Origin of the sequence: Streptomyces sp. NPDC006259 (assembly GCF_042870975.1) — a bacterium.
Taxonomy (GTDB): domain Bacteria; phylum Actinomycetota; class Actinomycetes; order Streptomycetales; family Streptomycetaceae; genus Streptomyces.
This window is the reverse complement of sequence record NZ_JBIAHY010000002.1, coordinates 1,188,976-1,207,544: the sequence shown is the minus strand read 5'-3', so window position 1 is coordinate 1,207,544 and position 18,569 is coordinate 1,188,976. Positions and strand designations below refer to the sequence as shown.

20 protein-coding genes and 3 pseudogenes are annotated in these 18,569 nt (G+C 68.9%); 16 read left to right on the top strand and 7 right to left on the bottom strand.

The genetic code is table 11. The features are described 5' to 3' along the window. Window positions 1-24 precede the first annotated feature (24 nt). Entirely contained in the window at window positions 25-159 is a 135-nt protein-coding gene (locus ACFYO5_RS11210; protein ID WP_388706949.1) for a hypothetical protein, read from the top strand. Between the two features lie 43 nt (window positions 160-202). Here the strand turns inward: ACFYO5_RS11210 and ACFYO5_RS11205 are convergent, their stop codons facing one another. Further along, the gene (locus ACFYO5_RS11205) at window positions 203-994 is read right to left on the bottom strand and encodes an inositol monophosphatase family protein (RefSeq protein ID WP_388706947.1); all 792 of its coding nucleotides are present in this window, start codon (window positions 992-994) and stop codon (window positions 203-205) included. A 511-nt stretch (window positions 995-1,505) separates the two neighbouring features. Here ACFYO5_RS11205 and ACFYO5_RS11200 point away from each other — a divergent pair. Together ACFYO5_RS11200 and ACFYO5_RS11195 are read left to right on the top strand one after the other, a co-directional pair. Beyond that, window positions 1,506-1,892 (top strand): hypothetical protein, encoded by a 387-nt coding sequence (locus ACFYO5_RS11200; RefSeq protein WP_388706944.1) that lies wholly within the window; start codon window positions 1,506-1,508, stop codon window positions 1,890-1,892. 1 nt (window position 1,893) lies between these two features. Then, window positions 1,894-2,274: a hypothetical protein gene (locus tag ACFYO5_RS11195; protein WP_388706941.1), complete on the top strand. Its 381-nt coding sequence runs from the start codon at window positions 1,894-1,896 to the stop codon at window positions 2,272-2,274. A 122-nt stretch (window positions 2,275-2,396) separates the two neighbouring features. Here the strand turns inward: ACFYO5_RS11195 and ACFYO5_RS11190 are convergent, their stop codons facing one another. Then, complete coding sequence (locus ACFYO5_RS11190; RefSeq protein ID WP_388706938.1) at window positions 2,397-2,678, bottom strand: hypothetical protein; 282 nt, start codon at window positions 2,676-2,678, stop codon at window positions 2,397-2,399. Between the two features lie 573 nt (window positions 2,679-3,251). Between ACFYO5_RS11190 and ACFYO5_RS11185 the strand changes: the two genes are divergently transcribed. Beyond that, window positions 3,252-3,749, top strand: coding sequence for a polyprenyl synthetase family protein (locus ACFYO5_RS11185; RefSeq protein ID WP_388706935.1), 498 nt, complete (start codon window positions 3,252-3,254; stop codon window positions 3,747-3,749). Here ACFYO5_RS11185 and ACFYO5_RS11180 read toward each other — a convergent pair. Then, window positions 3,733-3,931, bottom strand: a pseudogene (locus ACFYO5_RS11180) (transposase); the annotation flags it as partial. The gene ACFYO5_RS11185 and the pseudogene ACFYO5_RS11180 sit on opposite strands and share 17 nt — an antisense overlap. Window positions 3,932-4,021: 90 nt before the next feature. Then, window positions 4,022-4,180: pseudogene (locus ACFYO5_RS11175) on the bottom strand (IS5/IS1182 family transposase); the annotation flags it as partial. A gap of 71 nt (window positions 4,181-4,251) precedes the next feature. On the opposite strand from ACFYO5_RS11175, the gene ACFYO5_RS11170 reads away from it, so the two are divergent. The 6 genes from ACFYO5_RS11170 (at window position 4,252) to ACFYO5_RS11145 (ending at window position 8,087) form a co-directional block, all read left to right on the top strand. Further along, window positions 4,252-4,833: a polyprenyl synthetase family protein gene (locus ACFYO5_RS11170; RefSeq protein ID WP_388706933.1), complete on the top strand. Its 582-nt coding sequence runs from the start codon at window positions 4,252-4,254 to the stop codon at window positions 4,831-4,833. Next, window positions 4,830-5,846, top strand: a complete 1,017-nt coding sequence (locus tag ACFYO5_RS11165) for a hypothetical protein (protein WP_388706931.1) — start codon at window positions 4,830-4,832, stop codon at window positions 5,844-5,846. The genes ACFYO5_RS11170 and ACFYO5_RS11165 overlap by 4 nt, the downstream gene beginning before the upstream one ends. A gap of 114 nt (window positions 5,847-5,960) precedes the next feature. After that, window positions 5,961-6,167, top strand: a complete 207-nt coding sequence (locus ACFYO5_RS11160) for a hypothetical protein (RefSeq protein WP_388706929.1) — start codon at window positions 5,961-5,963, stop codon at window positions 6,165-6,167. Beyond that, entirely contained in the window at window positions 6,164-6,649 is a 486-nt protein-coding gene (locus tag ACFYO5_RS11155) for a hypothetical protein (RefSeq protein ID WP_388706927.1), read from the top strand. The genes ACFYO5_RS11160 and ACFYO5_RS11155 overlap by 4 nt, the downstream gene beginning before the upstream one ends. Window positions 6,650-7,111: 462 nt before the next feature. Then, window positions 7,112-7,288 (top strand): hypothetical protein, encoded by a 177-nt coding sequence (locus ACFYO5_RS11150; RefSeq protein WP_388706924.1) that lies wholly within the window; start codon window positions 7,112-7,114, stop codon window positions 7,286-7,288. Beyond that, the gene (locus ACFYO5_RS11145; protein ID WP_388706921.1) at window positions 7,275-8,087 is read left to right on the top strand and encodes a YcaO-like family protein; all 813 of its coding nucleotides are present in this window, start codon (window positions 7,275-7,277) and stop codon (window positions 8,085-8,087) included. The genes ACFYO5_RS11150 and ACFYO5_RS11145 overlap by 14 nt, the downstream gene beginning before the upstream one ends. On the opposite strand, the gene ACFYO5_RS11140 is transcribed toward ACFYO5_RS11145, so the two are convergent. Continuing rightward, window positions 8,057-10,111 carry an NACHT domain-containing protein gene (locus tag ACFYO5_RS11140; protein ID WP_388706918.1) on the bottom strand — a complete coding sequence of 685 codons (2,055 nt, stop codon included), beginning with the start codon at window positions 10,109-10,111 and terminating at the stop codon, window positions 8,057-8,059. The genes ACFYO5_RS11145 and ACFYO5_RS11140 overlap by 31 nt on opposite strands. 810 nt (window positions 10,112-10,921) lie before the next feature. On the opposite strand from ACFYO5_RS11140, the gene ACFYO5_RS11135 reads away from it, so the two are divergent. Further along, the gene (locus ACFYO5_RS11135; protein ID WP_388706916.1) at window positions 10,922-11,062 is read left to right on the top strand and encodes a hypothetical protein; all 141 of its coding nucleotides are present in this window, start codon (window positions 10,922-10,924) and stop codon (window positions 11,060-11,062) included. A 429-nt stretch (window positions 11,063-11,491) separates the two neighbouring features. Here ACFYO5_RS11135 and ACFYO5_RS11130 read toward each other — a convergent pair whose 3' ends face one another. Next, a complete protein-coding gene (locus tag ACFYO5_RS11130) occupies window positions 11,492-12,061 on the bottom strand; it encodes a DUF4232 domain-containing protein (RefSeq protein WP_388706914.1) in 570 nt (189 codons plus the stop codon). Between the two features lie 177 nt (window positions 12,062-12,238). Here ACFYO5_RS11130 and ACFYO5_RS11125 point away from each other — a divergent pair. Next, window positions 12,239-12,328, top strand: a pseudogene (locus ACFYO5_RS11125) (integrase/recombinase); the annotation flags it as partial. Window positions 12,329-13,828: 1,500 nt separating this feature from the next. Here the strand turns inward: ACFYO5_RS11125 and ACFYO5_RS11120 are convergent. Then, a complete protein-coding gene (locus ACFYO5_RS11120; protein WP_388707207.1) occupies window positions 13,829-14,959 on the bottom strand; it encodes a thiolase family protein in 1,131 nt (376 codons plus the stop codon). Between ACFYO5_RS11120 and ACFYO5_RS11115 the strand changes: the two genes are divergently transcribed. The 4 genes from ACFYO5_RS11115 to ACFYO5_RS11100 all read left to right on the top strand — a co-directional run bounded on the left by ACFYO5_RS11115 (window position 14,849) and on the right by ACFYO5_RS11100 (window position 18,558). Continuing rightward, window positions 14,849-15,475, top strand: coding sequence for an SDR family NAD(P)-dependent oxidoreductase (locus tag ACFYO5_RS11115; protein ID WP_388707204.1), 627 nt, complete (start codon window positions 14,849-14,851; stop codon window positions 15,473-15,475). The two genes, ACFYO5_RS11120 and ACFYO5_RS11115, sit on opposite strands and share 111 nt — an antisense overlap. Window positions 15,476-15,479: 4 nt before the next feature. Then, window positions 15,480-16,625: a hypothetical protein gene (locus ACFYO5_RS11110; RefSeq protein ID WP_388706911.1), complete on the top strand. Its 1,146-nt coding sequence runs from the start codon at window positions 15,480-15,482 to the stop codon at window positions 16,623-16,625. Further along, window positions 16,622-17,563 carry an alpha/beta fold hydrolase gene (locus ACFYO5_RS11105; RefSeq protein ID WP_388706908.1) on the top strand — a complete coding sequence of 314 codons (942 nt, stop codon included), beginning with the start codon at window positions 16,622-16,624 and terminating at the stop codon, window positions 17,561-17,563. The genes ACFYO5_RS11110 and ACFYO5_RS11105 overlap by 4 nt, the downstream gene beginning before the upstream one ends. A gap of 74 nt (window positions 17,564-17,637) precedes the next feature. After that, window positions 17,638-18,558 (top strand): metal-dependent hydrolase, encoded by a 921-nt coding sequence (locus tag ACFYO5_RS11100; protein ID WP_388706906.1) that lies wholly within the window; start codon window positions 17,638-17,640, stop codon window positions 18,556-18,558. Window positions 18,559-18,569 lie beyond the last annotated feature (11 nt).

The window sequence follows — 18,569 nt, the reverse complement described above, 5'->3', positions numbered from 1 at the left end:
CACCTGCTCCGAGACCTCCACGCCGTGACAGCCGGACTCACCCTGGACTGGAACTCCGGCAGCATCGAGGGCGCCGTCAACCGCATCAGGAAGATCAAGAGGCAACTCTACGGGCGAGCCGGATTCGAACTTCTACGCAAGATGATCGTCCTTCAGTAACCCTCCGCAATCGCTCCGCAGTTGCTGTCTCTGTTGCGCAGCTTCAGCCCCGGATCATCGACATCAGCAGCTGGTGGCTCTCGTCGTCGGCGGCCGCTACAAGTCCGCGGCCTGCCTGTCCAATGGGGGCGCCGTCGATCCCGGTGACTACGCAGCCAGCTGCCTGGCACAGAGTGATGCCGGCAGCGAAATGCACGCTCCCCACCAGGTCGATGCCATCCGTGACGTACGCGGCACGCTTGCCGGCGGCAACCCAGGCCAACGCCAGAGTCGTCGACACGACCCGCGGCCGGAACCGTTCCACGAACTGGTGCTGGGCCAGCAAGTCCACAGTCCGGAAGCCGGGTGCGCTGGGGAACGGCGGATCCAGATTGACATCCACGAGTCGGGTGGCAGACGACGGCGCCAGCTGGGCGTCGACACCATTGTGTCGCACCCAGGCAGTCACACCATCGGTGAAGAAGACCTCTCCACTGAACGGATCGGCCACTGCAGCCGCACCGCTGCGCAGCGCCACGTTGACGGCCACGAGCATATTGCCGACAGCGTAGTTGAGCGTGCCGCACAGGGGATCCACCAACCACTGGCGCGCGGCCCCTGCGGCACCCTGCTGTCCGCCTTCCTCCCCAAGCACACCGTCATCGGGCCGGGCAGCGTGGATGATGCTGAGAATCATCTCCTCGGCATCGACATCAGCTGCGGTGGCGAAGTCCCCGGCACCCTTCTCCGTGCGGGAGAGCCGCTGGCCGTACAGGTCGCGCACTACGTCCGCACCGGCACGTGCCGCAACTATGGCTACCCCGACATCGTCGAGGTCTGCATGCGAGTTGATCATGCCTCGCACGATATCGGCAGCCGAGGCTCAGATCTTCGTCTGACAGACCAATCCCGAATCCTCGGAATCGAACGCATTGCTACGCTCCGCGACCGCTCCCCAAGATCTTTGCCAGAACCGACAAACGACGGCACTGTTGTGTCTGGAGATGCGGGACGGCCAGCCGCCCGTCAGGGCGGCTGGCCGTCGTAGGTGGGAGTAGTGGCAGAGGTCGACCGGAAGGGAGACCGGTTGCGGTTCAGGCCACGTACGAATCTCGTTTTATGGCGCCATGTCACGCAGGTCTGGGCGGTTCCTGGGCAGTCCGAAGCCCGCCATCTCCTTTTCCTCGTAGGTCAGGAAGCCCAGACTCCGGTAGAACGCGTGGTTGCGCTTGCCCTCCGGTGACGCCTCGTGGTCCGTGGACAGGACTCGCCGGGCAGGGTGCGAAGGAACATCGCGAACCACCGGGCCGCTCGGAATCCTGGCCCTCCTCCACGCGGCCTCCAGCAGTGAGGTCCGATTCCTGTGCGTGGACGACCTCGACCCCGCCAACCGCACCGTCCGGCTGGACAAACGGCCGCATCCGGTGCCCATGGACCCGGCCAGCTGGTCGGTGCTTCAACGATGCCTGGCCCACCGCGAGAGCCAGCACACCGACAACCTCCACGTGATCGTCACCAAGATCACCAAATCCGGCCAGGCAGCAGCCTCGACCGCCTATGTCAGCCACGTGCTCGACCCCTGTGGCGTCCCACCGCGGACCCTGCGGAGCACCCGGCTCGCCGAGCTGGTGAACACCCTTGACCCCAAGCTCGTCGCCGCAGCTCTCGGCATGGACCCCGAAGGCGTCATGATCTACCTCGCCGACCACGTCGACCCGGGTGGCCTGCCCGACCAGCACCAGCAAAGGAACTGACATGCGACACCTCACCCCCGCCTTCGCCCTCGGTGCTCTCCGGCGCGGGAAGCAGATCGAGCAGTTCCTCGGCGCCACCGAAACCGACGGCCGGCACGGGCTCCGCTGGATCGCCATCAGCCCCGGCCGCACGGGCGTCACCATCTACCTGAACGAGGTTGAGGACGTCGGCACCGACACCTTCCTCGATATCACCGAATTCCCGCCCCTGGACCCCGACGAAGAGACTTGGGGACGGGAGATCGCCGTCCTGCCCACTCCCGAGGAAGCCCTGCACCTGGCAGAGCAAGAACTCACCGCGGACCCCCAACGCTGGGTCAACGATGGTGTCGTCTGCGACGAGTACCAAGACTTCCGGGCCGCACGCAGGTCGAACCCGTGAGGTTTCGGCACCACCTCGCACGGGTTCGGCGGAACATGTGCGCTTTGCCGAACGACTCGTTCGAGGCGATGGCGACGCTGCTTTTCTCCTCGCGTTCCGTCAGCGGTCGCGAAGGCATGGGGTCATGGGCCGCAGATGCGTTGGGCTTGGGAGGCCGTCCTGTCGCGGTCGGCCTTCGCGTCGGCCAGGGCCTGCTGCTCCGCGATGCCGGGGTGGCCGCCCTGAGCGATCAAGCCGTTGTACCACTTCAGCCAGGAGTCGTAGTCCTTCTGTGTTTTCTCGGCGACCGCGAGCGCTTTGGCACAGTTGTCTGCCGCGACCGCTGGCGTGGCGTGTACCGCTGTGGCCGAGAGCGCGAGGACGAGCGCGGTACCGGCCGCGCCGGTGAGCAGGCGAAGAGACACCACAGGAAACCTCCATGGGGTGCTTACGGTGTGTGCGGCCATTGGCGCCAGTTCGCCGCGGCCGCGCACGTCCGACGAGCGGAGCAGCGACGTGGCGCTGCCTCCGGGGTCACCGCCCCTTGACACCACCATCACCCGCCCGGACTTGCCCTGCCACTCGGAAAGCCCTGTGTTGATGGCAACTCTTGAAAACGGCCGTGCAGGAGCCAACTGACGCCGGGCCTTTGCATTGAATCTTGCTGCGATCGTGGGGTTTGAGTCTGCTCCCCTGGTTCGCTGCACAGGACCTGTCATGGTCTATTGCGGTGGGAACATCGAGCCGGGGAGGAAGATGGACCGAGGACGGACCTCTGGGTTAGTCGGTCTCGGGCGGACTGATGACGGGGAGGTGAGGGACTCTGCCGGTCGTCGCTGGACGCAGTGCCCAAGGTAGAAATCGCGACGGCACCCCCGCACGTCGGTTGCGTCGCACCGCGGGCAACAGTACTTCCGAGCTGGTACCGGGCGGCACCACCGGGCTCGCTGGTTGGAACTTTCGCCGCTGCTACCGGTACCCCTAGGAGGTGGCCCTCGGTGCCTGCGACCCCCCAAGTCCCGAAGGCCAGCCGGATCGACCTGCCTACTGTTCACCGTGGTGTCGATGCCCATCTCAACCGCTTCTTGGACGCCAAGGCCCGTAGTGCCGCCGCAGAGGGTTTTCCGGCCGAGGTCACTGAGGTCCTGCGGGACCTCATCCTGACCGGCGGGAAACGCATCCGCCCCGTGCTGTGTGTGATCGGTTGGCACGCGGCCGGCGGCAGTGGCGACATGGCCCCAGTGCTGCGGACAGCCGCGTCGCTGGAGATGTTCCACGCCTCTGCCCTCATTCACGACGACGTCATGGACGGCAGCATCACCCGCCGCGGACGCTCCAGCGCGCACAAGGCCCTCGCTGCCCGTCACGCGGACCATCCCCATGCCGCCCGGCTGGGCACCAACGCTGCCATCCTCCTCGGCGACCTCGCGCTGTCCTGGTCCGACGAAATCCTGCACACCGCAGGCCTTAGACCATGTCCTACATGGTCATTTTGAGGAGCCGTTTGTAGCCGCAGAGAGCTGCAGCGAGGCCGAGGAAGGCCAGGTAGTTGGCCGGATTGCGCTCGTAGCGGTAGTTGAGTCGGCGGTAGCCGGTCAGCCAGGACATGGTGCGTTCGATGACCCTACCTTCGGCGGCCGAGTCCTTCGCTGGACTCGATGCCCTTGCGGGCGATGCGGACGCCGATGTGCTTGCCCCAGAGCCATCGCCGCAGGTGAGGGGTCCATTTCGATGCTCCGAAGCAGGGCGGCATAGCCCGCCAGGCGCAGCCGCTGACGAGCACGTAGATGATCGCGGCGAAGACCGCCTCATCATCGATGTTCGCGACTCCGCCGCCCTGCGGCCGAACCCGTGCAGGCGGCAGTAACGGGCTCGCCAACTCCCGCAGCCCGTCCGGAACGATCCATCCCCACCGCCCACTCCCCATGACCGAACCAACGACCAACAGACCATGTAGGACACGGTCCTAGCGCAGCTCAGCTCAATGGCGCCGCCACAGTGGTGAGCACCATGCGCACAGAGCTGATGTTCGGCCAGTACCTCGACCTCGTGGCCACCGGCCGGCCCACAAGCGACATTGACGCGGCCTTGGTCATCGACCGCTACAAGAGCGCCAAGTACACCGTGGAGCGTCCCCTGCACCTGGGCGCCGCGCTGGCAGGCGCCGACGAGGAGCTGCTGACGGTCCTCTGCGCCTTCGGCGTACCGCTCGGGGAAGCCTTCCAGCTCCGTGACGACCTGCTGGGCGTCTTCGGCGACCCGGCCGTGACGGGCAAAGCCGTTCTTGACGACCTACGCGTGGGCAAAGCCACCGCTCTGGTTGCCCTCGCCCTGACGCGAGCCAACCGGACCCAGCAAGACCTGCTGCGCGCCCTGATCGGCGCAGCTGACCTGGACGAGGACGGAGCAGCCCACGTGCGCGAAGTCCTGACCGTCACCGGAGCCCGCGAGTCAATCGAGAAGATGATCAAGGAGCGTTGCGCCCAGGGGCAGCGGGCCCTGACATGCAGCGCTCTACCAGGCCATGTGACCACCGCTTTGCGTCAACTCGCCGACATCGCCACCGTGAGGATCTCATGATCACGCTGCCCGAGCTGCCCACCACCCTTCCGCTGCCCGAACTGCAGTTTCCTGTTCCGAGCGTGATACATCCGGGTGCAGATCGGATCGAGGAACAGCTGGCCCGGTGGGCTACCGACCTGCACCTGCTGGACGATGAATGCGCCGCGCGGCGCTTCGCACATGCACAATTCGGCCGCTTCTCCGCCTCTTGTCATCCACGTGCCGCCGACTTGGAAGTGGCCGCCGCGTGGAACGCCCTGATGTGGCTCGTCAACGACGTCATCGACGAACAGCAAGGCAGCGACGAGGCGATGCTCGACCTCGCACACGACCTACTCGCTCAGATGCCGATCTACCTGCACGCGCCCAGACCGACGCAACCAATGACCCGCGCGATGGCCGACCTGTGCCGCATGGCGCCGACTCAATCTCCGCACTGGCGCGCCCAAATTGCCAGCCACTTCCGCACGGCACTGGCCTGCGCCCTGCAGACCCGCCATCACCGTGCTCACCCTGAGGAGGGGAACGCCGGCCTGCAGGCCTACATCCGGCGTCGCCGCCAGCACTCAGGCACCCAGATGAGCCTCGACCTCATCGAACTCGGTCACGAAGTGGTCCCGGTCATCGCCGACAGCGATCTCAACCTCGACATCCGACTCCAAGCCGCCAACATCACTGGCTGGGACAACGACTTGTGGTCTCTGCCCAAAGATCACAACAACAACGACCCCGTTAACCTGGTCGTCGTCCTGTTCCTATCCCGCGGCGGCACGTGGGAACAGGCCCTGGCGACTGCGACGTCCATGACCGAGGAAGCGATCAGCGACTTCTTCACCGCCTGCGATGACCTCCGCTGCGCCCGCCCCCTCTACGGTACCGACGACAGCGAGTGGGGCCAGCTTGAGGACTATCTCACTGGCCTCGCCGATTGGCTCGCGGGCACCATCCGATGGCACGCCGAAAGCAACCGCTTTTGGGACACTGCTCGCATTCCATGGGACCAGAGCGAACGCCTGCTACCCGGCCCGTAGCACGTGCAGGCTTCGGCGGTCCGGATCGCGGAGCTGTCGCCTTGGCCGTCCTACACCGTCAGCCCCTTCAGCGGAGCTCGTTGCCGGGCAGGCCGCGACGGTGGGGAGCCTCCTGTGACGGCGGAGCTCGCTCTGGGCACCTACCGGTGCCGGGCGATCCCGGAGGCGGCCGACCGTGCGGCCGCCTCCGGCGCGCAGTGGATCGACACCGCCCCCAACTACGCCACCGGCCGCGCCCAGGACTTGCTGGCCCTCACGCTGTCTGATCCGGCCCGGGCGGAGGTCTGGGTCCGCCCAAGAGCCCTGGCCGCCAGACCGTGACGCCGGAGGCGGCGGCGAAGAAGCGGGGGCGGTGCTGGAAGTGTGCCCAGGAGTGGTGGCAGGCCAACGAGAAGCGGATGAAGGCGGAGCTGTCCGCCGCGGCGAAGGCCGCCGCCGGCCGCGCGTCTGAACTGCTGGACGCTGTGCCCGTGGCCGCTGACGTCCCGGCGCCGGTGGTGACCGAGTGGCGGTGGTGGGCGGCCAAGTACCTCCAGGGCGCCATCGCCGCCGAGGAGGTCATCGGCAAGGACGGCGAACGGGAGCGCGTGCTCGCGCGGTCGTCGGCCGCCGCCGCGACGCTGCTGCCGACGAAGGAGCAGGCGGGCCGCGCCGCGTCGGCCGAGGGGGTGCTGCGGCTGGTCGACCAGGCGCACTGGGCCGAGGGCTGGCTCCACCAGCTCACCGGACGCGGGGCCCGGCCGGTGCCGGCCGACGACCTGGAAAACTGCTCCTCGCGCGTGAGCTCACCGAGGACGAGGTGAACGACTTGCTGAGCGACGAGGACCCCGACGTCGATGGAGAGGACGACGAGTACGAGTGGGTGCGGTGACCGTGCCGGGTGCGAGGCCTGGGCAGCACTCGGCCCCGGCGGCGCCCCACGGGGGGAGGGCGGCGCCGGGGCCGAGTGCGGACACCCTAACGCGGAGTCAGGTGACGGGGACGATGTAGGCGCGGGCGAAGTGGGTGCCGATGTGCGCTTCGCATCCTGCCGACGGCGGGCCCGGGCTGCCGCTCGCCGCGCGCCTGGCCCGGGCGTGCGGCGGGTGCCTGACCGCCGACCGTGTGTTCCACCAGAAGCCGGATCTGCGCGACGAACAGACCGTGGCGCTGCTGCTGGCCGGGAGACCGCCGCCGACCGGCGCGCGGTCGCCCGGTACGCCGATGCCCTCGTCTGGGCTCGCCGTAGGCGGCCCGGGTTCTCCACCGCGGCGGTCCGTGACGAGGTGGCCCGCGATCTCCTGCTGCGGGTGTGGCGGTGCCCGGAGGTGGAGTTCGACGCGGAGGCGTTCGCGCGGGGACTGGTCCGGGCGGCGAGCGCGGTGGACGCGGCCAAGCGGCTGGTGCCTGGGTTCTGGGAAGAGACCGAGAAGAGGGCGGAGGCGGCCCATGGCGGGCGTTGAACAGCTGGTGGCGCTGCCTGGAACCGTACGGGCCCGGACACCGGAGGAGACATGGGCGGTGGTGGCCGGGCGCCTTGAGGAGTTCGGTATCACCCGGGTCGCGGACCTGACGGGCCTGGACGTGATCGGGCTGCCGGCGTGGACGGCGATCCGGCCCGCCTCCCGGACCCTCAGCACATCGCAGGGTAAGGGGGCCACCGCGCTGCTGGCAAAGCTGTCGGCGGTGATGGAGGCGATCGAGCTGTGGCACGTCGAACAGCGGCTGCCCGTCGCCGCGTACGGCCCCGCTGCCGAGGTCGCCCCCGACTGCCCCCTGTCCGCGCTGTCGACTACCGCCTCGTACCCCAAGGACGCCCTCGCCAGGGTGGTGTGCGACTGGGCGGCCGGCACCGGCCTGGTGACCGGGGCGAAGGCGCTGCTGCCGGTCGGCCTGGTCCGCCGCCGCGGCCAGCGCCCCGCCTGGACCCCGGACGTGTGGCGCGTGACCAGCACCGGCCTCGCATGCGGCAACACCCGCGACGAGGCGCTGCTGCACGCCCTGTTCGAGGTCGTGGAGCGCGACGTGCTGTACCGGGATGCGCAGTCCGGCGGCCGGCGGCGCACGCTGATCGAACCCGGCACGGTCGACGACCCGCTCGGTCGGGAGGTGATCGCCCGCCTCGCGCCCTGCTCAGCATGCTCGACCGGCAGACGTCACAAGACGCGGCGGCCGGCCACCAAGCGAACCTGCTGCCGTACACGAGCCGTTGGCCAGGCCCGGCCAGCTCGTCAGGCGCCTTTGTTGGGGGGCAGGGGATAGCGGGCCAGCCACTCCTGCAACTCCTGGTGACGGAACCGGTAGGCGACTCCTGACTGACGGAGCATCCCTCCCGCCCGCGCCCATCGTAGGAAGACCACCACTTCGGCCGGGAGAAGCCGTCGTGCCCACGCACAGAAGAGGAAGACGAGGAACCGCCTTCCGACACATGAACCCAACTGACACAGGACGATGAAGAAAGCGGCAGTCACGCCTCCAAAGAGAACAAGGGCGAGCGAAGCGAGCATGCTGGCCGCGAGGACCAACACGGTTTCGAAGACCAAGGGCTTCCACGGGTCGGTGAGACGCCGCTGTCCTTCGCTCTCCTGCCGCTCTTTGCCCCACGCCCATACCCCCACCGCACCGAACGTGACACCCCACCATGCCGCTCCGACTACCGAGATGAGGAGCCCGTACTCGTCCGCTGCGTACTTCCACGATAAGTAGGCGAATCCCAGCGAGGCCCCCAGCGTGGCTCCTTTGGCAAACACCTTCCTCGACATCCGTCGGGTCGCCAGGGGCCAGCTGCGGATCTTGGGAGGGACCAAAGGCGCGGGCGACCCGTTCCTGGCGGACCGCACCAGCAGCAACAGGGTGAGCACCAGCAGAGCAAAAGTAGTGCTGTAAGGGATCATTTGATCCCCGAAGGCCCGGAAGTACAGCCAGATAGCCACTGCCGCGTGGGAGGCGGTCAGGATCAGGTCGATGCTCCTCACCAGTCGCTGACCCGCCGACGGCCACAGTTCGTGCAGAAGGATGCCGGACCGGTGTCCGTCCTGTCCGCCGGAGGTGGGGCCGTGTAGATGGAGGGACAGCACCGAGAGCCACCTGTGGACGTCCCGCGCGTCGTAGCGGTCCGGAGCCGACGGGTGCTGGCGGGTGAGGGCAGGGATATACAGGGATAAAAGGTGGTCCCGCAGGGCGTTCGCGTCGGAGAACCGCAGCAGTTCGGAGGGATCTCTTGAATGCGCCAGGGTCCGTGAATCCCTCTCCTCATACGCGGTCAGCGCAAGGTTGAGGAGCCAAGGCGTCGACAGGACGGAGAAGAGGGGCGGCTCGCTCTCCGTGCGCCGCCGCAACCGCAGAAGGGGCTCCCACCGGCGCAGATCCGCCCCCCGGGATTTCAAGTAGACGCGCGCCTGGCCCAGGGTGAGCGATTCCAGGGTGATGTGCGCGGCGCCCCGGACGCGGATCCCCGCCGCGGCGAGTTCGGCGTATGCGTCCGACCGGCACGTCACGATGAGCGCCGCCAGACCGCGGGCGTCCTGGTAGAGGTTGATGGCCTCCACCGCCATGGCCGCACGGGGACGCAGCGGCGCGGCGAAGCCTGTGTCCATCTCGTCGAGTCCGTCAAGTACCGGAAGAACGTGACGGCGCGTCACCAGCCGGTGGGCGGTCCTCAGGGAGAGGACCTTGGGCGGGAGCTGTGAGCGGACCTCCTGCGCGAGCCACTCCTCGAAGGGAGTGGTGGTGTCCCAAGACGTCAGGCTGATCCTGACGGGCACCGGACCGTCCGGATCGGCGTCCACCAGGCCAAGTAACAACTCCGTTGCCACTGCCGTCTTACCTGAACCCGCCACCCCCGTGATGACAAGCCGCTGGGGCGACAACGCCCGGTAGAGCGTGAGGACGCCGGCCAATCGCCCATTGGCGCCGACGGCGGAGGCGTCGTCCCGACCAGCCCGCACCACTCGGTACGACAGGTTAATCCGGTGAGCCCCCTCGCCGGTTAACTGCACCCGCTGCGCTGTCTCCACCGCTGTTACCTCGGCCGCCAACGCGGACACCCAGTAGTCCGGTTCGTCGGTGTGGTCCACCCGCCTCCGCGCCGAAAGCGCCACCGCCAAGCCAGCCCCTGCTGGCATCAGTGCAGCGAGGACGCTCCATCCGAGGGGGAGACCCAGAAGGCTGCCGAGCGGCAGGGCCGCGACCGCGCAGATCCCGAGCGCTACCTCGACGCCGTACGCGAGGCTTCGCCGGGGCTCGGCTAGGGGATGCGGTGCGTTCGTGACGTAGTCCCCCGCCACTTGGATTACCTGGGCGCGGCCCGAAGCCTTGGCGTTCTGTCGGACACGCCGACCGCCTCCCTTTCCACTCCACATGAATCCGGTCGCCCTCTCGGTCCGCGGGCACCCTCAGGGCAGCCCCGCCCCTCTGTCAGATCAGGCACTATCGTCGATTCAGGCGCCACCGGCGGTGTCGTCACCGCCGGTCTGCCGGATCCTGCCGTTGCCCGATGCCTCGGCGTCCATCTCCACTCGGCCCTTCACCGCTACTCCGTCCGGGCCACGACTGCCGGCAGCTTGGTCCACCTCGCCACTGTCGACCGCGCGGGCTCGGAGCACCCGGTCGCCCTCCAGGACCGGCACCGGTCGGGCAGGGCGTTCACGGCCGGCCCACCAGCCAAGCGGTGCCCCCACTGCACCGGCCACCACCGTGGCGAACGCGGCAGCTACCCCCCACCGCTCCGCCTCGCCGTCCGGCAGCCAATCCCAGGACAACCCGTGCCCCGCCCACAGACACGACCCGAACGTCATCACGATCACAACCGCGGTTACCAACCACCGCACGGAACGCCGCATCCCACACCCCTATTTGGATGGCCAGGTCTGCACTCTGCCACCAACGCGCTGCACTCAGGACCGTTTCGACCGAGAGAGATGTGCCTGGAGATGGCCTGGATGGTCCTTGAGCGGGGAGAGGCGGGCCACGTCCTCGTTCCGGATGTCGTATCCCTCGGCGCGCACCGGCCACGCCAGCGCCGAAGGCCCCGCCCTGGCCGCCTTCAACAACCACCTCTATTCCGTCCACCGCGGCGGCTCCGACGGCAAACTCTGGTGGACCCGCTGCAACGGCAGCACCTGGAGCACGACACCAGCCTGCCCAACCACTACAGCGCCCAGGGACCGGTCATCGTCGCCTACCGCGACAAGACCGGCATCCAAGACCAGCTCATGTGCATCCACCGCGGCTCATAGCCCCGGCGCGTCGAAGGAACCCACGCCGCCCGGCCCCTCACGGCGCCGAGGGGTCGCATTCCACGGTGCTGACGGCATCCGACGTCATGGTGGACACGTGGCTGGCCCGAACGCAGAGTCGGAACAACGGCTGCCGGTCACCGGCTCGTCAGCGCAAGGTCAGCGGTCCAACTTCGATGTCAAACGGTCCTACTCCAGTGTTAGAGGACACAGGAGGAGCGCACGGTCCCGTGCCACATCTTGACCGTTGGCCATCGGACTTTGACGGATGCGAGTTTGTGTCATCGGAATTTAGTCACCGCAGGTCAGCGACTCAGCGCACCGAAGGTGCGCTGAGTCGCTGACCTGCACTTATGTGCAGGTCCTCGTAAACGTCCAGGTCAGAGCCTTGCTATCGTCATGCAGGCTGCTCGATTTGTGGGGCGGGGGTCAGGAAGGCTTGACCGCCGAGACCGGGGTGACGGTCACCTTGTTGTCGCACTCGGCCCATACCCCGTCGTTCAGGGCGACCTGGTGCTTCCCGGAGTGCGGCAGCCCGATGACCATCGTCGGATACGCCTTCGGGGTCTTGCCCGACACGCAGTAGCCGTCACTCTCGCCCTGGACCTGGACGAAGGTCAGCTTCACCCACGCCTTGCCGTGCGGCCGGACCGTCACGGTGGCCGCCCTGCCGGTGGGAGTGACCTTGAGCGGGGTGTTGTGGGAGGGGGAGCCGTTGCCGGCGCCCGCGACCGTCGGGTGGCCCTTCAGGACGCACGTCCTCCCGGAGACGTTGGTGAACTGCACGACCGCCGCCCCGGTCCCGGTCCCGACGGGCGGGTGGGCGGCCTGCCAGGCACTGACCTGGAGAGCGGAGGCCCGGCAGGCGGGCGGCGGGGTGGAGGTGGTGGTGCTCGCCGCCATGGCGGTGCCGGGCAGGATGCCGGTCACCGCCGCCGCGACGGCCGTGACCGCCGTCGTCGCCAGAGCCGCCCTGCGAATGCCGTTGCTGTGACGCATGCTGTTATCCCCCTGAGTCGTCTCGTCCGCGGGTTTCGGTCGTCGGTTGTTGCCCCGCGGTACGCGTGGTACGTGAGTGCAGATAGGGCGGGAGAGCGGCAGAGTTCCGTGCGGCGACTACTTGTGACGGAACGGTGACGACAAGCTGCACCTGTGCAGGCGGCCGTCAGGGCAGACACCGCCGAGCAGCTCGGCGGTGGCCGGCCGCTGGCCTCGGTGGCGGACGACGAGATCGCCGAAGCCCTGGAGCTGCTGTGGGGCACGGCGGGAAGACTTCATGCCGCCCCCGGTGCCTGTAGGCACCCCGTGAAGCTGAACAGGCTGTGCGTCGTGACCAGGGGTGCACATCACCAGTCCAAGCACGTGAACATTGCCCCCGCGGGAACACACGGCAATCCCTACGGGGATGGTTCACGCAAGGGACGAGAGCGCGCCAACACTGGGGGGTGCCCCTATCTGTTTGGTCAAGCCGGGTGGGGATGGTCGGCATGACAGATCGGGATCGGTCGGAGCGGACGGCGATGCACTATGCGGCCGCCGACGGGGACGCGGATGGCCTGAGGGTGCATGAGGGCTGGCCGAGGCCGGCAGGCCGCGGCTCAGCGCGGGAGCGGCGAGGACAGCCTCGGCCGGACCGGAGGGAAACGCATCAGAGCGGCGCGCGACGGTCGCGGCACCGGCGAGGTTGAACACGCCGAACTCCGGCCGGACCAGCGCGGCGAGCACCGCGGGGACATCGGCCGTCCAGGCGGCGGGCGAGGCCCGCACCAGGCGCTGCAGCACCATCGCGCAGCCGTCGGCACCCGCGCCCGGGGCATCGGCGGGGACCGCGGCGGCCGCGAGCAGGACCGGCCGCGGCCCTCAGCTCCCGCAGGTCCTCCAGGGCGACGGCGGTGTGATGGCGCAACGCCGGGCGGGCGACGGTCCGCGGGTCGGACGGGCCGGCCCGCTTGAGCCGGCGCAGCGCCGCCAGCAGCGGCGCGAAGCCAGTGAGCAGCGGCGCGGGCAGCACCGGCGACCAGCGCCACACCCGCAGCCAGGACGCGAGCGACTCAGCCCGGCCACTGGCCTGATCGAGGCTGGAACTGGGACCGAGGACGGCGGGCAGGGCCTGGTCGACATCGTCGGCGGCAGGGGCCGGGCCAGCACGGCGCGCGCCCGCTGGCCCAGGCCGACGGCCCGCTCAGGCGGGCAGGTGTCCAGGTCGAGTGCGGCAGAATACGGAACCAACGCGGCTCCTGCGCCTGTGGGTTGAGACTTCGAACACCTCCCCCAACGGCACGGGAGCCTCGTGCGGTGCGCACACTGCCGGTGTCACCCGATCAGTGGCCACTCTGAAACAGCTCACTCGGTCGCCTCAAGTCTCGTGCACACCGGCATCCAACGGCAGGCCTCTCGCAACCCCAACAAGTCGATGCTCTCTGCCACAGCGGCCGGTCGCCCGGAGAATGTCGAGGAAGCCCGAAAAGCCGGGGGTGGCACGACGGACCAACGGCGACCTCGGCCGGACAGAGGCGAACGCAACCTCGCCGACCCTCATGGGAAGGACCGCACGCGTTCTACGCTGCCTGAGATCCAGGCACGTATGTGCGGTATGGGGGTTCTGGGAGGAATACCGGGGAGTACCGCATCGGCTGGCCAGTCTCGGAGGGGGCGAGAGGTTGATGACGACGCCCGGTCGCGAGGACAGGACGAATCCGGCGACTCCCCGCCGGGGGCTGTGGTCTCCCGGGTCAACGCCTCCTCCCCCACCCGGTCCGCCGCCCTTCACCTCTCGAGCACGACAGCTAGACCTTGGCCGACGCCGATGCAGATGGCCACGACTGCGATACCACCGCCCCGGCGGGCGAGTTCGTGGGCCGCGCGACCGATGATGCGCCCCCCGGACGCTCCGAGCGGGTGCCCCATCGCGATCGCCCCTCCGTGCCCGTTCACCTTCTTCGGGTCGAGGCCGCTCCACAGCCGCAGACAGGCGAGCGACTGCGCCGCGAAGGCTTCGTTCAGCTCGACCAGGTCGACGTCGGCCCATGTGCGCCCGGCACGGGCGAGTGCGCGGTTGGCCGCCTCGACGGGAGCGACTCCGAAGACGTCGGGGTCGTTGCCGAACGCCGCGCGGCCGGCGATGCGGGCGAGGGGTTCGCCGTCGAGCACGCCCTCGCGTGTGACGAGCACGGCGGAGGCGCCGTCATTGATGGGCGACGAGTTCCCGGCGGTCACCGTGCCGCTCGCGGAGAACGCCGGGCGCAGGCCGGCGAGCACCTCGACGGTGGACTCGTCGCGGATGCTTTCGTCGCGGGCGAGGTGGTGGCCGTCGACCTGGACGATCTCGCGGTCGAAGATGCCGTCCGCCCAGGCTCGGGCGGCCAGGCGATGGCTGCGCGCCGCGAAGGCGTCCTGCTCCTCCCGTGAGATCCGGTGGATTCCTGCAAGCTTCTCGGCAGTCTCGCCGTTGGAGATCGTCCATTCCTGCGGCAGGCGAGGGTTGACCATGCGCCATCCGATCGACGTGTTCCACATCGTCTGGTTGCCCGCGGGGAAGGGCTTGGTGCTCTTCTCGACGACGTAGGGTGCACGGCTCATCGATTCCACGCCGCCCGCGAGAACGATGTCGGCGTCTCCTGCCTCGACGGCTCGTGACGCCTGGATGACGGCCTCGACCGAGGACCCGCACAGCCGGTTGACGGTGACCCCCGGGACCGAGGTGGGGAATCCGGCGAGCAGCGCGCCGAACCGTGCGAGCTCGGGCTGCCTCTGGACGTCACCGACACACCGTCCTTCGAAGACTTCCTGCACACCGTGGAGACCCGGCTCGGGCCGATCGACGTACTGATCAACAACGCCGGAATCATGTGGGTGGGCCCCTTCGCGGAGGAACCGGAGGAAGCCGCCCTGCGCCAGTTCGACGTCAACGTCCACGGCGTGCTGCGCGGGATGAAACTCGTGATCCCGGGGATGCGGAAACGCGGTCGCGGCCACGTGGTGAACATCGCCTCCGCCGCCAGCAAGGTCGCCCCGGCCGGCGAGGCGACCTACGCGGCGACGAAGCACGCCCTCCACGGCTACAGCACAGCCGTCCGCGCCGAACTGCGCGGCACCGGCGTGCACGTGTCCCTGGTGATGCCCGGCGTCGTGGACACCGAACTGGCCGTGGGCACGGCGACCGGCCCCACCCGACGCCTGACGACGGATCAGGTGGCCGACGCGGTGCTCGACGTCGTGCTGCGCCCGCGGTTCGAGGTCTTCGTGCCACGCCAGGTGGCCGCCCTGACCCGGTTGGCCGCGGTGCTGCCGGGCCGGGCCCGCGACACCCTGCATCACTTCCTTGTCCCCGACCAGCTCGCCGCCCTGTCCGACCGGTCGGTCCGCGCGGCCTACGAGCAGCGCACCCGGACCGCCCGCCATCCCGAAGGTTGAGCCCGTGACCACCACGCCCAAGCCGGCGCCCAGCGCGGAGCAGGCCAAGAAGGTCGAGGACGCCGCCGCTCTGCGTCCCATCCCCGAATTCGAAGGGGTCCACGACGTATGGCCCCGCGGTGACCGGCTGCGCGCCGTACGCGGCGCCGCGGCCGCCTACCGTGAGCGGTTCGTCCAGCAGGGCCGCATCCGCGCCGTCCGCAGTTTCGACATCGCCGCAGCCCCGTACCCGACCCGGTTCGGCTTCCACGGCGCCGCGCTCTCCGTCAACCCGTTCGTGAGCATCGTCAACCGGATGCTCGTCGTGCAGTTCGACGGCTTCGACGGTGAGCCCAAAACACTGGTGTGGGAGCCGACCGTCGCCGCCGGAACCGCTCAGGCGCCGTTCTACGCCCAGCTCAAGCGGCTGGCGGGTGACTTTCTCACCGAGCACGTCTTCGCCCGCTTCTATCAGGACCCGAACACCGTCCTGCCTTCCTGTGGTCTGCGACCCGAGGACGTGGACTTCGTCAGCTTCGACCACCTGCACGTCCAGGACGTGCGCATGATCATGGGAAGCACCAGCATCATTCCCGGCGAACGGGCGCCCCGCGAAGCGCTGTTCCCGCGCGCCCGGTTGCTGGTGCACCGCAGGGAGCTGGGCACCTTCGCATCGACGCATCCGATGCAGTGGGCCTGGTACGTCGACGGAGGCATGGACGGGGTACCGCCCGAGCGCGTCGCCGCCTTCGACGGCGATGTCGAACTCGGCGTAGGTGTCAGCCTGTTGTGGACCCCCGGCCATACGGACGGCAACCACTCCCTGGTGCTGAACACCCCCGACGGAGTGTGGGTCTCCTCCGAGAACGGCATCTCGGCCGACAACTGGCAGCCCGAGCTCTCCCGCATCCCCGGGGTGCGCCGCCACGCCGCGTTCTACGGCCATGAGGTGGTGCCCAACGCCAACACCCTGGAGGACTCCCTCGACCAGTACGACTCCATGGTCAAGGAGAAAACCCTCGCCGACCCCAGCCGGCGCGATCCGCGCTGGCTGCAGATCCTGCCCTCCTCGGAACTGGCCCCGTTCAAGCGGCAGTGGCCGGTGCTGCCCAGCTTCTTCCACGGCGGTCTGAACTACGGCGAACTGACCGCTGTCGGCGGTGGCCGGTGACCGGCCCGGCCGCCCGCCGAATCACCGTGGACGGCGCGGACGGCGTGGACGGCGTGGAGCTGGCCGCCTACCAGTGGGGAGCGTCCACGGCTCCTCCGGTGGTGCTGGTCCACGGCTATCCGGACACCAGCGCCGTGTGGCACCCGGTCGCCGAACGCCTGGCCGACCGCTTCCACGTCACCGCCTTCGACGTGCGGGGAGCCGGTGCCTCCCACCGGCCCAGGGGACTGCGCGCCTACCGGATGGACCGCCTGGAAGCCGACCTGGAGGCCGTTCTCGACGCCGTGAGCCCCGACCGCCCGGTGCATCTGGTCGGACACGACTGGGGATCGATCCACTCCTGGGAGTCGGTCACCGGCACCCGCCTGGCCGGGCGGATCGCCTCGTTCACGTCCATCTCCGGACCCTGTCTGGACCACGTCGGCCACCTGATCCGGGCCCGCCTTCGACCGCGGCATCCGGATCTGCCGAAGCTGCTGCGGCAGGCCGCACGGTCCTGGTACGTCGCCTACTTCCACTTCCCGCTCCTGCCCGCCCTGACCTGGAGAGCACTGGGACACCGCTGGCACGCATTCCTCACCGGCTCCCAAGGCGTGCCCGAGCACACCCCCTACCCCGCGCCGACGCTGGCCCGCGACGCCGTGTCCGGCATCGCGCTGTACCGGGCCAACATGCTGCCCCGCCTGCTGCGTCCCCGGGACCGGCCGACCACCGTCCCGATTCAGCTCATCATCCCCACACGCGACTTCTGCGTCACGCCAGTGCTGTCGTACGGAGTGGAGCACTGGACACGCCAGATACAACGGCGCCCGATAGACGCCGGGCACTGGGTACAGCTCAGCCACCCCGAGGAGGTCGCGTCCCGGATCGCGGAATTCGCCCACCGCGTCGAAGACGGCTCCCGCCGCGGTACGGACCACACCGCGCACCCGATCTGACAGCCAGCAGCACTGGACGACTGCCTGACGTGCCCCTTCCCACACACCGATCGCTGACGGAGGAGGAACCTGTCATGTTCCGAGCCGCACATGCCGCACATGCCCACCCGGAGCGTCCGTCCGAGCCCATCGACCACCACGACCTGGTGCTGCAACCCCGGGACGTCACCTTCGACTGGGGCACCACCCCGCTGCATTGGCTGCCGGGTGAGCCCTTCGCGACGCACACCTTCGATGTGCTCCACCTCATGCTCCCCGAACTCGAACGCTGGTTCGTGCGCACCTTCGAGCAGGCACTGCCACTGATCACCGACGACCGGCTGCGCGAGGACGTACGCGGCTTCATCGGCCAGGAGGCGATGCACGCCGAGGCGCACCAGGAGGTCCTGGAGCACCTGCTCAGCAAGGGGCTGGACCCGGCTCCGTACACCCTGCAGTCCGAATGGATCTTCCGAAGGGTGCTCGGAGACCGGCCGGAGCTGACACCGGCCGCCGCACACGCGCACCTGCTCCAACGGCTCGCCCTCATAGCGGCCTTCGAGCACTTCACCGCGTACATGGGGCACTGGATTCTCAGCAACCGGCACCTGGACCAGGCCGGCGCGGACCCCGCGATGCTCGATCTGTTCCGCTGGCACGGCGCGGAGGAGGTCGAACACCGTTCGGTCGCGTTCGACCTGCTGGTGCACCTCGATCCCCACTACCGCCGCCGCGTGGTCGGCATGCTCGTCACCGCTCCGGTGCTGACCCGGCTGTGGATCCGCGGAGTCCGCTTCCTGATGAGCGCCGACCCCGAACTCGACGACCGGGTCAAGGTCCGCTTCCGCGACTACCTGACCGCGGCCCGCAAGAACCTGTTGCCCCCGCCGGGCGCGTTCGCCCGCTCGGTGCTGCGCTACTTCCGCCCCGGCTACCACCCGACCCAGGAGGGCTCGACCCAGCAGGCGGTCGCCTACCTGGCGGCGTCCCCCGCCGCCCGAGCGGCTGCCCGATGAGCCGGCGACCA